Raw genomic sequence first — 14,961 nt, 5'->3', positions numbered from 1 at the left:
ACTGCTTCGGCAAAGTTCACGATGCTCATCTCATCGTAAGTATCCGCACAATTACCATTTACGATTGTCCATCTGAGTACCACACTGTCACCTACTGCTACAGTTACCTGAGCTTTAGGATCATTGATAGAAGAAGTACCGAAGTTAGCAGCACCATATACTACGGTCCATCTGCCGATAGCAGTAGCTGGAGTAGCGGTGTTACCGTCGAGTGTGAACGGAGTAGTTTGAGCACAAGCTTTCTGGTCGATGCCAGCATTTGCTTTCACTGCTTCGGCGAAGTTCACGATGCTCATTTCATCGTAAGTATCCGCACATACGCCGTTAGTAATGGTCCAACGAAGTACCACACTGTCACCTACGGCTACAGTTACCTGAGCTTTAGGATCGTTGATTGAAGAGGTACCGAAGTTAGCAGCACCATATACTACGGTCCATCTGCCGATCGCGGTAGCTGGAGTAGCGGTGTTACCGTCGAGTGTGAACGGAGTAGCCTGAGCGCAAGCTTTCTGGTCGATTCCAGCATTTGCTTTTACAGCATCAGCGAAGTTCACGATGCTCATTTCATCGTAAGTATCCGCACATACGCCGTTAGTAATGGTCCAACGAAGTACCACACTGTCACCTACTGCTACAGTTACCTGAGCTTTAGGATCGTTGATAGAAGAGGTACCGAAGTTCGCAGCACCATATACTACGGTCCATCTGCCGATAGCAGTAGCTGGAGTAGCGGTGTTACCGTCGAGTGTGAACGGAGTAGCCTGAGCGCAAGCCTTCTGGTCGATACCAGCGTTAGCTTTCACAGCTTCGGCAAAGTTCACGATGCTCATTTCATCGTAAGTATCCGCACAATTACCATTTACGATCGTCCATCTGAGTACTACGCTATCACCTACGGCTACTGTTACTTTCGCTTTAGGATCATTGATAGAAGAGGTACCGAAGTTCGCAGCACCATATACTACAGTCCATCTGCCGATAGCGGTAGCTGGAGTAGCGGTGTTACCATCCAGGGTAAATGGAGTAGTCTGAGCGCAAGCTTTCTGGTCGATGCCAGCGTTAGCTTTCACAGCTTCAGCAAAGTTCACGATGCTCATTTCATCGTAAGAATCTGCACAATTACCATTTACGATTGTCCATCTGAGTACTACGCTGTCACCTACCGCTACAGTTACCTGTGCTTTAGGATCATTGATAGAAGAGGTACCGAAGTTAGCAGCACCATATACTACGGTCCATCTGCCGATAGCGGTAGCTGGGGTAGCGGTGTTACCGTCGAGTGTGAACGGAGTCGCCTGAGCGCAAGCTTTCTGGTCGATGCCAGCGTTAGCTTTCACAGCTTCAGCAAAGTTCACGATGCTCATTTCATCGTAAGAATCGGCACAATTACCATTTACGATCGTCCATCTGAGTACTACGCTGTCACCTACAGCTACAGTTACCTGAGCTTTAGGATCGTTGATAGAAGAAGTACCAAAGTTCGCAGCACCATATACTACTGTCCATCTGCCGATAGCGGTAGCTGGGGTAGCGGTGTTACCATCCAGGGTAAATGGAGTAGTCTGAGCGCAAGCTTTCTGGTCGATGCCAGCATTTGCTTTTACTGCTTCAGCATAGTTTACAATGCTAACCTCATCATAAGAATCCGCACATACGCCGTTAGTAATAGTCCAACGAAGTACTACGCTGTCGCCGATCGCTACATTTATTTTCGCTTTAGGATCATTGATAGAAGAAGTACCGAAGTTAGCAGCACCATATACTACGGTCCATCTGCCGATCGCAGTAGCCGGAGTGGCAGTATTACCATCCAGGGTGAACGGAGTAGTCTGAGCGCAGACCTTCTGGTCTATACCTGCATTCGCTTTTACAGCATCAGCAAAGTTCACGATGCTCATTTCATCGTAAGAATCCGCACATACGCCGTTAGTAATGGTCCATCTGAGTACTACACTGTCACCTACCGCTACAGTTACCTGTGCTTTAGGATCATTGATAGAAGAGGTACCAAAGTTAGCAGCACCATATACTACGGTCCATCTGCCGATAGCGGTAGTTGGAGTAGCGGTGTTACCGTCGAGCGTGAAGGCTGTCGTCTGAGCACAAGCTTTCTGGTCGATGCCAGCATTAGCTTTCACTGCATCAGCAAAGTTCACGATGCTCATTTCATCGTAAGAATCCGCACATACGCCGTTAGTAATGGTCCAACGAAGTACTACACTGTCGCCTACTGCTACAGTTACCTGTGCTTTAGGATCATTGATAGAAGAGGTACCGAAGTTGGCATTACCATATACTACGGTCCATCTGCCGATAGCGGTAGCTGGGGTAGCGGTGTTACCATCCAGGGTGAACGGAGTAGCCTGAGCGCAAGCTTTCTGGTCGATACCAGCATTAGCTTTCACTGCTTCAGCGAAGTTCACGATGCTTATTTCATCGTAAGAATCCGCACATACGCCGTTTGTAATGGTCCAACGAAGTACCACGCTATCACCTACTGCTACTGTTACTTTCGCTTTAGGGTCGTTGATAGAAGAAGTACCGAAGTTAGCGGCACCATATACTACAGTCCATCTGCCGATAGCAGTAGCTGGAGTAGCGGTGTTACCATCCAGGGTGAACGGAGTAGCCTGAGCGCAAGCTTTCTGGTCGATGCCAGCATTCGCTTTTACAGCATCAGCAAAGTTCACGATGCTCATTTCATCGTAAGAATCGGCACAATTACCATTTACGATCGTCCATCTGAGTACTACGCTGTCACCTACCGCGACAGTCACCTGAGCTTTAGGATCATTAATAGAAGAAGTACCGAAGTTAGCAGCACCATATACTACAGTCCATCTGCCGATAGCGGTAGCTGGGGTAGCGGTGTTACCGTCGAGTGTGAACGGAGTAGTCTGAGCGCAAGCTTTCTGGTCGATACCAGCATTTGCTTTTACTGCTTCGGCATAGTTTACAATGCTAACCTCGTCATAAGAGTCAGCACATACGCCGTTAGTAATGGTCCAACGCAGCACTACGCTGTCGCCGATAGCTACATTTATTTTTGCTTTAGGATCGTTGATAGAAGAAGCACCGAAGTTAGCAGCACCATATACTACGGTCCATCTGCCGATCGCAGTAGCCGGAGTCGCGGTGTTACCGTCGAGCGTGAACGGAGTAGCCTGAGCGCAAACCTTCTGGTCGATGCCAGCATTTGCTTTTACTGCTTCGGCAAAGTTCACGATGCTCATTTCATCGTAAGAATCCGCACATACGCCGTTTGTAATGGTCCAACGAAGTACCACACTGTCACCTATTGCAACTGTTACTTTCGCTTTAGGGTCGTTGATAGAAGAGGTACCGAAGTTAGCAGCACCATATACTACGGTCCATCTGCCGATCGCAGTAGCTGGGGTAGCGGTGTTACCGTCGAGTGTGAAGGCTGTCGTCTGAGCGCAGGCTTTCTGATCGATACCGGCATTTGCTTTTACTGCATCAGCATAGTTTACAATGCTAACCTCGTCATAGGAGTCAGCACATACGCCGTTAGTAATGGTCCAACGCAGCACTATGCTGTCGCCGATCGCTACATTTATTTTTGCTTTAGGATCATTGATAGAAGAGGTACTAAAGTTAGCAGCACCATATACTACGGTCCATCTGCCGATAGCGGTAGCCGGAGTAGCGGTGTTACCGTCGAGCGTGAATGGAGTAGTCTGAGCGCAAGCTTTCTGGTCGATACCCGCATTCGCTTTTACTGCGTCTGCGAAGTTCACGATGCTCATTTCATCGTAAGAATCCGCACATACACCGTTAGTAATGGTCCATCTGAGTACTACGCTATCGCCTACTGCTACTGTTACTTTCGCTTTAGGATCGTTGATAGAAGAAGCACCGAAGTTCGCGTTACCATATACTACGGTCCATCTGCCGATGGCAGTAGCAGGAGTAGCGGTGTTACCGTCGAGCGTGAAGGCTGTCGTCTGAGCACATGCTTTCTGATCGATACCTGCGTTCGCTTTCACTGCATCAGCGAAGTTCACGATGCTCATTTCATCGTAAGAATCCGCACATACGCCGTTAGTAATGGTCCAACGCAGCACTACGCTATCGCCGATAGCTACATTTATTTTCGCTTTAGGATCATTGATAGAAGAAGTACCGAAGTTAGCAGCACCATATACTACTGTCCATCTGCCGATCGCAGTAGCCGGAGTAGCGGTGTTACCGTCGAGCGTGAAGGCTGTAGTTTGAGCACAAGCTTTCTGATCTATACCAGCATTCGCTTTTACAGCATCAGCATAGTTTACAATGCTAACCTCGTCATAAGAGTCAGCACAAACGCCATTAGTAATGGTCCAACGCAGCACTACGCTATCGCCTACTGCTACTGTTATTTTCGCTTTAGGATCATTGATAGAAGAGGTACCAAAGTTTGGAGTACCATATACTACGGTCCATCTGCCGATAGCGGTAGCTGGGGTAGCGGTGTTACCATCCAGTGTGAAGGCTGTAGTCTGAGCACAAGCTTTCTGATCGATACCTGCATTCGCTTTTACAGCATCAGCAAAGTTCACGATGCTCATTTCATCGTAAGAATCCGCACAAACGCCATTAGTGATGGTCCAACGGAGTACCACGCTGTCGCCTACTGCTACTGTTACTTTCGCTTTAGGATCGTTGATTGAAGAGGTACCGAAGTTAGCGTTACCATATACTACAGTCCATCTGCCGATAGCGGTAGCTGGGGTAGCGGTGTTACCGTCGAGCGTGAAGGCTGTAGTCTGAGCACAAGCTTTCTGGTCGATGCCGGCGTTCGCTTTTACGACATTAGCATAGTTTACAATGCTAACCTCGTCATAAGAGTCCGCACATACGCCATTGGTAATGGTCCAACGCAGTACCACGCTGTCGCCGATAGCTACATTTATTTTCGCTTTAGGATCATTGATAGAAGAAGCACCGAAGTTGGCGGCGCCATATACTACGGTCCATCTGCCGATAGCGGTAGATGGAGTAGCAACATTACCATCCAGGGTGAATGCTGTTGCCTGAGCGCAGACCTTCTGGTCTAAACCAGCATTTGCTTTTACGGCATCAGCGAAGTTCACGATGCTCATTTCATCGTAAGAATCCGCACATACGCCGTTGGTAATGGTCCAGCGAAGTACCACGCTATCGCCTACAGCTACTGTTACTTTTGCTTTAGGATCATTGATAGAAGAAGCACCGAAGTTAGCAGCACCATATACTACGGTCCATCTACCGATAGCAGTAGCTGGAGTAGCGGTATTGCCGTTCAGTGTGAAGGCAGTATTCTGAGCGCAGGCTTTCTGATCGATACCTGCATTTGCAGTTACTGCCTGGGCGAAGTTTACAACACTGATTTCTGAGTAAGAATCAGCACAAACGCCGTTAGTGATAGTCCAGCGGAGTACCACACTGTCACCTATTGCAACTGTTACTTTTGCATTAGGATCATTGATAGAAGGAGAGAAGGTTGCGCTGCCATAGGTAACCGTCCATCTGCCAATAGCGGTGGAAGGACTAGCTGCATTGGCACTCATCGTAAATGGCGTATTCTGCGCGCAAGCTTTCAGGTTAGTACCTGCATTTGCTTTTATTGCGTCCGCATAGTTTACGATGCGTACATCTGATGAAGTAGTAGCACAATTACCGTTGGTGATTGTCCAGCGGAGTACTACGCTATCACCGATAGCCACTGAAACGTTCGCCTTCGGATCATTAATGGAAGAGGTACCGAAGTTAGCGGTACCATATACTACGGTCCATCTGCCGATAGCGGTAGCTGGAGTAGGAGTATTACCGTTCAGTGTAAATGGCGTATTCTGCGCACAAACCTTCTGGTCTGTACCAGCATTTGCTGTTACTGCCTGCGCGTAGTTCACAATGCTCATTTCTGAGTAAGTCTCAGCACAGTTACCATTTGTGATGGTCCATCTGAATACCACGCTATCGCCAACAGCTACATTTACCTGGGCGTTAGGATTATTAATAGAAGTATTGAAAGTGGCAGCACCATAAGTTACTGTCCATCTGCCGATAGCTGTGGATGGAGATGGCGTATTACCACTAAGTACAAATGGTGTGGCTTGGGCACAAGCTTTTTGGTTAGTGCCGGCATTAGCCAGGATTGGATTTGCATAGTTTACGATTCGCACGTCAGCGGAAGTGGTCGCACAATTACCGTTGGAGATAGTCCATCGGAGTACCACACTGTCGCCTATGGCTACTGTAACTTTTGCCTTAGGATCATTGATGGAAGAAGTACCAAAGTTGGCCGCGCCATATACCACTGTCCATCTGCCAATTGCTGTAGATGGAGAAGGGGTATTCGCATTCAGGGTGAAAGGTGTGGCTTGAGCACACACTTTCTGGTCTGTTCCAGCATCTGCCTGTACAGGAATTGCATAGTTTACGATAGTTACAGTTGCTTTTGTGGTAGCACAGTTTCCATTGGAAATTTCCCATTGGAGTACAGAGCTATCACCTACAGGTACCGTAACTTTTGATTTAGGATCTGTAGGAGTTATTACCGTTGCATTACCATAGAGAACGGTCCAGGTACCAGTTGCACCGGTTGGAGACGGCGTATTACCATTTAAGGTAAATTGGGTGGTCTGGTTACATACTTTCTGGTCAGTACCGGCTGTTGCTGCTACAGGAGATTTATATACGGTGATAGTAGTGGATGCGCAGGTAGAATTACCGCAGCTTCCGGTGCTTTCCGCCACTACATAATAAGTGGTGGTGGCAGTAACATTCTTAAATGTAACTACGGAGTTGTCGGCATTTGCTACATCAGGAGTAACCAGTACGCCGCCATTGGCAGTACCGCATCCACCTTTGTACCATTTCCATACCGCATTTGCGTTTCCGGAAGGATCAGTACCTAATACACCGCCATTGATGGTCAGCTGTACATCTCCTTTATCGCAGATGCTGGCAGTGCTAACGGTAAGTCCGGTAGGAGGGGTAGATGGTTTGGACAATTCTACGGTGAAGGTTACATCTTTGCGGCAACCTGCGTATGGACTACCTGTACCATCATTTTCCCAAACGGAGAGTATAAAATTATAGATGCCCGGAGCGGTATTGGCTGGTATTGCCAAAGGCAGTTTGGCCCAGCTGGTGTTCCATGCGCCAGTTACATAGGCAAAACCAGGCATTGCATTAGGGCCAGTGGTTTTGATTTCATACTGACTGATGGTAGAGCTGGAGTTGGTAATCATCAGGTCAACTGAAGGAACATTATTACAAGCCTTCACTGGAGTATTTGTGATCGTGATGGTTGGCGGCGCCTTAACCCTCACTGTCATGCTACCTGTGCTACCAGGAGTACAGATACCATTAGTGATCGTCCAGTAGAGTGTAATATTGGTCGTAGTTGTCTGACCAACGATATGGGCAGTAGTGTTGTACTTGGTATCATCATCAAATGTCACCATCGCAGGAACACTGCTGGTCCATTTACCAGTTTCTCCAGGATTAACCGGAACAGTTCCGTTTAACTGAAGATCAACAATAGCTCCACTGTTTGCGCAGACAACTGTAGACGTCAGGTTAACAGAAGTCGTCAGTGGCTTACTGTTAAACAGGATGATCATATCTGTGCTTTTACAGTCAGATTTACCCTTGTTGGTAACTGTCCAGATAAGCGTATCCGTAGTTCCGGCAGGGGTGATGTTCACCGTTGTCGTCGGACTGGAAGGATTCGTAATCGTGCTGGTTCCATTGCTGACACCACGAATGAAGGTCCACTGACCGACCTGGTCGGAAGTTGGAGCCGTCGCTTTCATAGTGAACTGCGCCTGATTACATTGCTGCATCTTGCTGGAGTTGGTCTTCGCTACCGGCTGCGAGTATACCATAAGCGGTAGGGAGTCTGCCGTGACGCAGGTACCTTTGGTTACTGTCGCTTTAAAGTAGTTCAGTCCAACATGCCATGGATATATATTATTAAGTTGGTTGGTGGTGCTGGCATAAGTGGTATCGCCAGCAGGACTATTCACGGGAATAGTTGTGGCAGGCCAGGTGCTGCTCCACTTAATCTTATATTGATTATTATCTGGCGAGATCTGGAAGTTGACAGGAGTGCTTCCTGCGCAAATTTCCAATGGTCCGCCTGTCACTTTCACGATTGCAGGGGTGTCCACTTTGATCCATGCAGATCCGGTATCATAACATTCACGTCCATTACCGTAACGGGCAATACCCCATGCCAGATACTTGGTATCCTTCATCGGAGTAACGATTACGGCTTCATCTTTTCTGCCTGCAATCTCTGCTGGTTCCTGCCATACATATTCCGTATACTGTCCGGCAACCGTTAGATTGACCGCTGTACCCTGACATACCTGTGAGGACGACAGTTTTACGATTGGTTTAGGAAGGATGGTAATAGTAATAGCGGAGGAAGGGGTTCCGCAATCCCCGTCATATTTACCATCGGTACGATATTCGTATACCCGTAAGCGATAGTAACGTATGATAGGCTGTAGCGGGTTCCCTGTTAATGCACCTGGTGAAAAATGCAAAACAGGCCCATTACTGCCTGAACGAATTACTTCAATTTTTCCTGTTGTTGGATTGAGTCCGGTGGAGTCGGCCAGTGGAGACCAGTTTAATTGGTCATAGGAAAACTCCCATCTGTAAACCGGATTCTGGAAATAAGCGGCGATCGCATCTCCGTTTGCTGTCAGATCCAGCGGAGCGCCGGCACACTGAACGGATTCTGTTACGCGGTCTTCAATCAGACCATCGACATAGCCCTGGATATCGGGAGGACAATAGTTAAACTGAATATCATCAATTGCGATGTCATTACCACAACCGCCTGGGTTGTCATTTCTAATTCGAAGAATTACTGCGTTATCATCTGTTGTAATTTTAAAGGTACCACCATATTGCAGCCATTGTCTTCCGTTTGGATCGAGGTTCATAGACACGTCATAGGTCTTGAACTCAGACAAAATCTGCGTTGGATTTTTAGCGCTTACGATTTGGAAGGTTACGCCGGCATAGTGGTAACCGTCACTATTTCCTTGGTTACAAGTTGAGTTAAATACTTGTCTGGTATTGGTATTAAGAAACCAGGCGCTGAAGTTGTACCTGGAACCAGGACAAACTTTTACCGTTTTCTCAAAGAACACAATTTTTTCATAGGCGGAGTTAGCTACCAGCATACCGCCGTTGCTTACTCCTGCAACGCCATTTTGTGTATGGTCCATTACGCGCATCCATTCCGAACGTACCTGTGTATTCCAATAAATACAATAGGAGTTGTCATCAAAGTTCCCGCCGGAGGTACTGGTATAGATGTTCATGTTTGGCGTATAGTACACCTTAGCAGTTGGATCTGTAGGGTCTGAATACGCTTTTGGACCGGCGTTGATGGGGAAGGTGCCGAAATCTTCCTTAAAGTCGGAGGCCCCCAGTTTAGGGTCTGACCTATAACACTGTGCCATGGAACAATCCTTGGAGAAGATCTGCTTCGTGATTGTTTGTGTGGACGTGTTTCCTTTCGAGTCCTTATAAGTTATGTTCGCCGAGATGGTGTAGGTAACGTTTTTCAGATTAAACTGCAACGTCAGGGCGTTCATCTTATAGTTGTCAGGGGCCTGATTGACCAGGTTATTGCCATCGCTGCCATAGAGAATGGTATACCCGCCCGAACCACCGCTACTGTTGGTGATCGTCCAGGTTACCTTTGTATTCGTGTACCCGCTTCCCCAAATAAAAGCGTTCATGCTGGCGAAGTTGCCGGCACAAACGGTTTCTGGTAGGTTCATGAATGCTTTCCCATTGACTCCGTTGGTTACCTGTGCCTGTGCGGTAGTCCGTACCAGCAGGGAGGACAGTATCAGGAATATGAGGGTAAGAAATCTTTTCATAGGTATAATTCGGTTAAATCAAAAATGTGTCAGAATTGCGGTCATATGGCCCGTCAATGCTGGAATTGCTTTAACTGCTTACATCGATGAAAAGTACTGGGAAGTCGTTCCCAGTAAGGTTTGGTAGGTGTGTAGAGTGTTTTCATAGGCATCGGTGTTTAAACTCGATATGGCTAAAATATGGCATTACTAAAATTAAAATTAACAATAATATGCAAAAATAAAAAAAGTGATAATATTTATAATATGATAGAAATGACTAGAGTACTTCAGTAATTGAAGTTTCCTTCTTGATAGTCAACTATTTAAAGAATATTAAAAAGTTGGAAAATTTTTATCCCCAGGAGGGGTGGATAATGAGAAATTTAAGGAGGGCTGTGCTTTTTGAATATTTTTCCCTACCTTTGCAGACCAAATTTGATGTAAGATGCCTAAATTCAAGACACATTCCCGTGCTAAGAAAACTTTCAAAGTTGGCGGGAACGGACAGATTAAGCGGTTCAAGGCCTTCAAAAGTCACTTACTGACCAAAAAAGCTACTAAGAGAAAACGTAGCCTGAGAGGTAGTACGCTGGTTAACGAAGCAAACCTGAATCTCGTTAAGAGAATGCTTTGCATGCGCTAATCTACAGAAAAAATCGAATTTTATAACCTGAGAAAAACAAGACAAAATGCCTCGTTCAGTTAATGCCGTAGCTTCAAGAGCCCGCAGAAAAAGGATCTTAAAGCAAGCCAAAGGCTTCTATGGCAAAAGGAAAAATGTTTACACCGTAGCGAAGAACGTCCTTGAGAAAGGTCTCACTTACAGCTACGTAGGTCGTAAATTAAAGAAAAGAAATTACCGTCAGCTGTGGATCGCTCGTATCAACGCTGCTGTAAGAGCAGAAGGTCTGACCTACTCTGTATTCATGAACAAATTAGCAGGTAAAGGTATTGAGCTGAACAGAAAAGTTCTGGCTGACCTGGCTATGAATGAACCAGAAACTTTCAAAAGCCTGGTTGCTTCTGTAAAGTAAGATCACTTTACTTACTGTAAAATACCTGAACAGGTGACTTCTTAACGGAGTCACCTGTTTTTTTTATGCCCAAAATAAAAAATCCCCCTCGCGCTGCCGCAAGGGGGATACCTATCTTCCTGAAATGTTATCTTATCTTAAATACCTTATAACTGCTATCCCATTCCACATCTGGTAACGATGCTTTAGGAAACAACCCTACAATCGCAGAACCACTGCCACTCATCGCCGCATAAACAGCTCCCTGCCTATACATCTCTTCTTTGATCTCGGCCAACACCGGATATTCGCTAAACACCGGCAACTCAAAATCATTCGTAATGACGCCCCGCCACTCACTTACCGGCAATTGAATCATCTCCTTCAGGGAATATAACGGTACGGCTGGTGTCAGCTGACGAAAAGCCCAACCTGTGTTTACATGAATGCCCGGATAAACCAATAACATGGAATAAGCAGACAAATCAAGGGCAATAGGTTCCAGCATTTCTCCTCTGCCTGTAGCAAAACAAGGCTTGTTGGAAATGAAAAACGGACAATCGCTGCCCAGCTGTGCTGCATAGGCGATTAGCTGCGCTTCACTCAAGCCCAGCTGATACTTGTTGTTCAATAACTGCAACATGAAAGCGCCATCAGCAGAACCGCCTCCCAAACCGGCGCCAATGGGAATATGCTTGTGTAAATGTATCTGTACGGGTTGTAATGCCGGGAAATCCTGCTGTAACAACTGGAATGCTCTCACACAAAGATTTTCTCCGCTATCGCCCGGAATGGAAATTCCACTGCCGGTAAACTGTAATTCACCCGCAGTGAGCACTTCCAGCGCATCTGTAAGGGCTACCGGGTAAAATACGGTTTCCAGATCATGAAAACCATCCGCACGCTTATGCGTGATATGTAAACCCAGATTTATCTTGCAGTTAGGAAATACTACCATGGCAGAAGTAGACATAATGAAAACCGGACACAAGTACCCCGCTGATTCCCATTACTAAAAATTATGTTGTTCGTTATTTGCTTTTGCGGCTGTTAATCTCATCGCGGATGGCAATGGCGCGGATGTAATCTTCCTGTTCCAGGACTTCCTGCAGCAACGTCTGCAATTCATCCAGGTTAAGCGCTTTCAGATCATCTTCAGCACCTTTTTCGTGTTCCTGGATAGTAGGAGTGACAGGTTTATTACTTTTCTTGCCGGCAGGATCATCCAGCAGAATACCGGCACTATTGAGAATGTTTTCGAAGGTATAAATCGGACAACCGAATCTTACCGCTAATGCTAATGCATCAGAAGTCCGGGAGTCTATTTCAATGGTTTCCTCGTTATTGGAACAGATGAGTTTGGAATAAAAAATACCTTCCTGAAGGTTGCTGATCACCACTTCATGCAGCTCTATATTAAACGCATTCATGAAGTTCTTCATCAGATCGTGGGTGAGTGGACGGCTGGGTTGCATCTTTTCCAGTGCTACAGCTATTGCCTGCGCTTCAAAACCGCCAATAACTATAGGCAAACGGCGAAGGCCATTTACCTCTCCCAATACTACGGCATATGAATGAGTCTGCGTAATGCTGTGCGATAAAGCAACTATTTCCAGTTCTATTTTTCTCATATCTGTCTCGCGTTGTCGCTGAAGGTTTTATAAGAGTGTGAAGTTAGAAAATAATTCCTTATCTAAAAAAAAACTATAATGATAACGGGGCATATTATCAATATTTGGGGTACATCTGCAAAATTGTATGGAGATAATGCATCGCAACTGCGGTTGATTATCTCCATACAAAAATGACTGTTAAAACCTTAGTTCAGGCCTTTATATTTTTTGACTGCTTCTGTCAATTTAGGAACTACTTCAAACGCATCGCCTACAATACCATAATCGGCTGCTTTGAAGAATGGCGCTTCAGGATCCTTGTTGATCACCACAATCACCTTGCTACCATTTACTCCAGCCAGATGCTGGATAGCGCCGGAAATACCAATGGCAATGTAAAGGTTTGGACGTACAGTCAGACCTGTCTGGCCAACATGCTCGTGGTGCGGACGCCAGCCGGCATCAGCAACAGGGCGACTACTAGCAGTGGCCGCGCCGAGGGCATGCGCCAGATTTTCTACGATACCCCAGTTTTCAGGACCTTTCAGACCACGACCGCCAGAAACGATGATTTCCGCTTCTGTCAATGGAATTTCGCCACTGAGGGTATTCGTCTGCACTACCTTCACTTTGAAATCGGCATCATTGATCGCCGGTGAAAATGCTTCCACTGCTGCTGTACCATTGCCAGTGGCAACAGGGAAGGTATTCGGTATGATAGATATAATTTTCTTTTCAGAAGTGATGTTGACATTCGCAAATGCCTTTCCGGAAAACACGCTTTTCTTCACTACGAAACCATTGCTGGTATCAGGGTATGAAATCGCGCCAGCTACCAGTCCCGCTTTCAGTCGCGCTGATAAACGAGGGGCAATTGCCTTTCCATCAAAGTTATGTGGGAAGATGATCACCACCGCATTTTCCTGTTCTGCCGCTGCTGCTGCTACCTTGGTATACACAGTCGTTTCTACTTCATGCAGACGTGCATCCGCTGCATGTAATACTTTAGTGGCGCCATAATTACCCAGTGCCGCCAATTCCGCCTGGTCTGCCGCACCCAATACAAGAGCGGTTGCGGTAGTACCCAGTTGTGCCGCTACCTTTGCGCCATAGGAAATCGCTTCCAGCGCTGCCTTTTTAATTTTACCTTCTGCCTGATCTGCAAATATTAATACTGACATGAGTTACAAAATTTGATGTGGAGTAATGTTGTACCGGTGATCACCATTAGATCACTTTCGCTTCGTCGTGGAGTAATTTAACCAGTTCGTCTACGTTATCAGGACTGATCAGCTTCACGCCGCTTTTGGCCGGAGGCAGCTCAAAGCTCACCACGCTGGTCAGTGTAGCCGCTTCTACTGGTTCAACTACTGTCAATGGTTTGGTTTTAGCCGCCATAATTCCACGCATGTTCGGAATACGCGCTTCTGCCATTCCCTTCTGACAAGACACCACTACTGGCAATGAGACCTCACATACTTCTTCTCCACCTTCAATCTCACGATTGATAGTAGCTTTAGTGCCATTCAGGTCAAATTTGGCCGCAATGGATACATATGGAAGTTCCAGTAATTCCGCTACCATACCGCCAATGCCACTACCATTGAAATCAATGGTTTCCTTACCGGTAAATATAAGATCGTATTGTTTGGACTGGGCATGTGCCGCTATCTGCGATGCGATATAAAAACTATCTGCACTATTGGCGTTTACTCTGAATGCCTCATCACCGCCTAATGCCAGCGCTTTCCGAATAATGGGATCGCAATCGGCGCCTCCTACTGTAATCAGATGAACATCCGCTCCTATGGTCTCTTTTAACTCCAGGGCTCTTACCAGGGCATACCATTCGTCGTATGGGTTAATGATAAACTGGACCCCAGCTTCATTGAATTTCGTGTTATTGTCCGTGAAAGCTATTTTTGCAGTCGTGTCCGGAGTTTTACTGATACAAACTAAAATCTTCATGGCCGTAAACTGTTTTGTTTAATAATGCGGTATCAGCAAATATATTTAAATAATATAAGCGAAACGCCAAGGCCTCAGATGATTTTAATCAGTTTGTAGTATGTTTAAAAATGATAATGTATCATGCTTCTGACCTGATTTACAGAACTTTATAAATATTAAAAGCAGGATGGACAGAATCGCACAGCTAAAGCAGTTCCTGGAAAGTAGTCCGAATGACAGCTTTCTGAAACATGCCCTGGCCCTGGAATACATCAAACTGGGAGACGACATTACCGCCAGGAAACTATTTGAAGAACTGCTGGCCCATGAACCAGGATACACCGGTTCCTATTATCATCTGGGTAAACTGCTGGAAAGAGTAGGAGATACGCAAGCTGCTATCAGTACCTATGAAAAAGGAATGACCATGGCAAAAGCTGCCAATGAACGACATACTTACAATGAACTCCAGTCTGCTTACGAAGACCTGGTTTACTAATCCAATTC

At 46.2% G+C, this 14,961-nt stretch carries 8 protein-coding genes; 3 read left to right on the top strand and 5 right to left on the bottom strand.

Going from position 1 to position 14,961, the window contains the following annotated elements:
- On the bottom strand, positions 1–9,896 hold a 9,896-nt coding region (locus CLV59_RS19930), incomplete at its 3' end, for a hypothetical protein (RefSeq protein WP_146616251.1).
- 427 nt (positions 9,897–10,323) lie between these two features.
- On the opposite strand from CLV59_RS19930, the gene rpmI reads away from it, so the two are divergent.
- Complete coding sequence (gene rpmI / locus CLV59_RS19925) at positions 10,324–10,521, top strand: 50S ribosomal protein L35 (RefSeq protein ID WP_073087562.1); 198 nt, start codon at positions 10,324–10,326, stop codon at positions 10,519–10,521.
- 46 nt (positions 10,522–10,567) lie between these two features.
- Positions 10,568–10,912 (top strand): 50S ribosomal protein L20, encoded by a 345-nt coding sequence (gene rplT, locus CLV59_RS19920; RefSeq protein WP_111593818.1) that lies wholly within the window; start codon positions 10,568–10,570, stop codon positions 10,910–10,912.
- Positions 10,913–11,039: 127 nt separating this feature from the next.
- Here the strand turns inward: rplT and ispE are convergent, their stop codons facing one another.
- The 4 genes from ispE to CLV59_RS19900 form a co-directional block, all read right to left on the bottom strand.
- Entirely contained in the window at positions 11,040–11,864 is an 825-nt protein-coding gene (ispE, locus tag CLV59_RS19915; RefSeq protein ID WP_245950907.1) for a 4-(cytidine 5'-diphospho)-2-C-methyl-D-erythritol kinase, read from the bottom strand.
- A gap of 58 nt (positions 11,865–11,922) precedes the next feature.
- Entirely contained in the window at positions 11,923–12,522 is a 600-nt protein-coding gene (locus tag CLV59_RS19910) for a bifunctional nuclease family protein (RefSeq protein ID WP_111593817.1), read from the bottom strand.
- Positions 12,523–12,710: 188 nt separating this feature from the next.
- Positions 12,711–13,685, bottom strand: coding sequence for an electron transfer flavoprotein subunit alpha/FixB family protein (locus tag CLV59_RS19905; RefSeq protein WP_111593816.1), 975 nt, complete (start codon positions 13,683–13,685; stop codon positions 12,711–12,713).
- Between the two features lie 46 nt (positions 13,686–13,731).
- On the bottom strand, positions 13,732–14,472 hold the full coding sequence (locus CLV59_RS19900) for an electron transfer flavoprotein subunit beta/FixA family protein (RefSeq protein ID WP_111593815.1): 741 nt from the start codon (positions 14,470–14,472) through the stop codon (positions 13,732–13,734).
- Between the two features lie 169 nt (positions 14,473–14,641).
- Between CLV59_RS19900 and CLV59_RS19895 the strand changes: the two genes are divergently transcribed.
- The gene (locus tag CLV59_RS19895; RefSeq protein WP_111593814.1) at positions 14,642–14,953 is read left to right on the top strand and encodes a tetratricopeptide repeat protein; all 312 of its coding nucleotides are present in this window, start codon (positions 14,642–14,644) and stop codon (positions 14,951–14,953) included.
- Positions 14,954–14,961: the final 8 nt, after the last annotated feature.

The sequence above is a fragment of the Chitinophaga dinghuensis genome, from assembly GCF_003259435.1.
Classification (GTDB): Bacteria; Bacteroidota; Bacteroidia; order Chitinophagales; family Chitinophagaceae; genus Chitinophaga; species Chitinophaga dinghuensis.
This window is presented reverse-complemented; position numbering and strand designations above follow the sequence as displayed.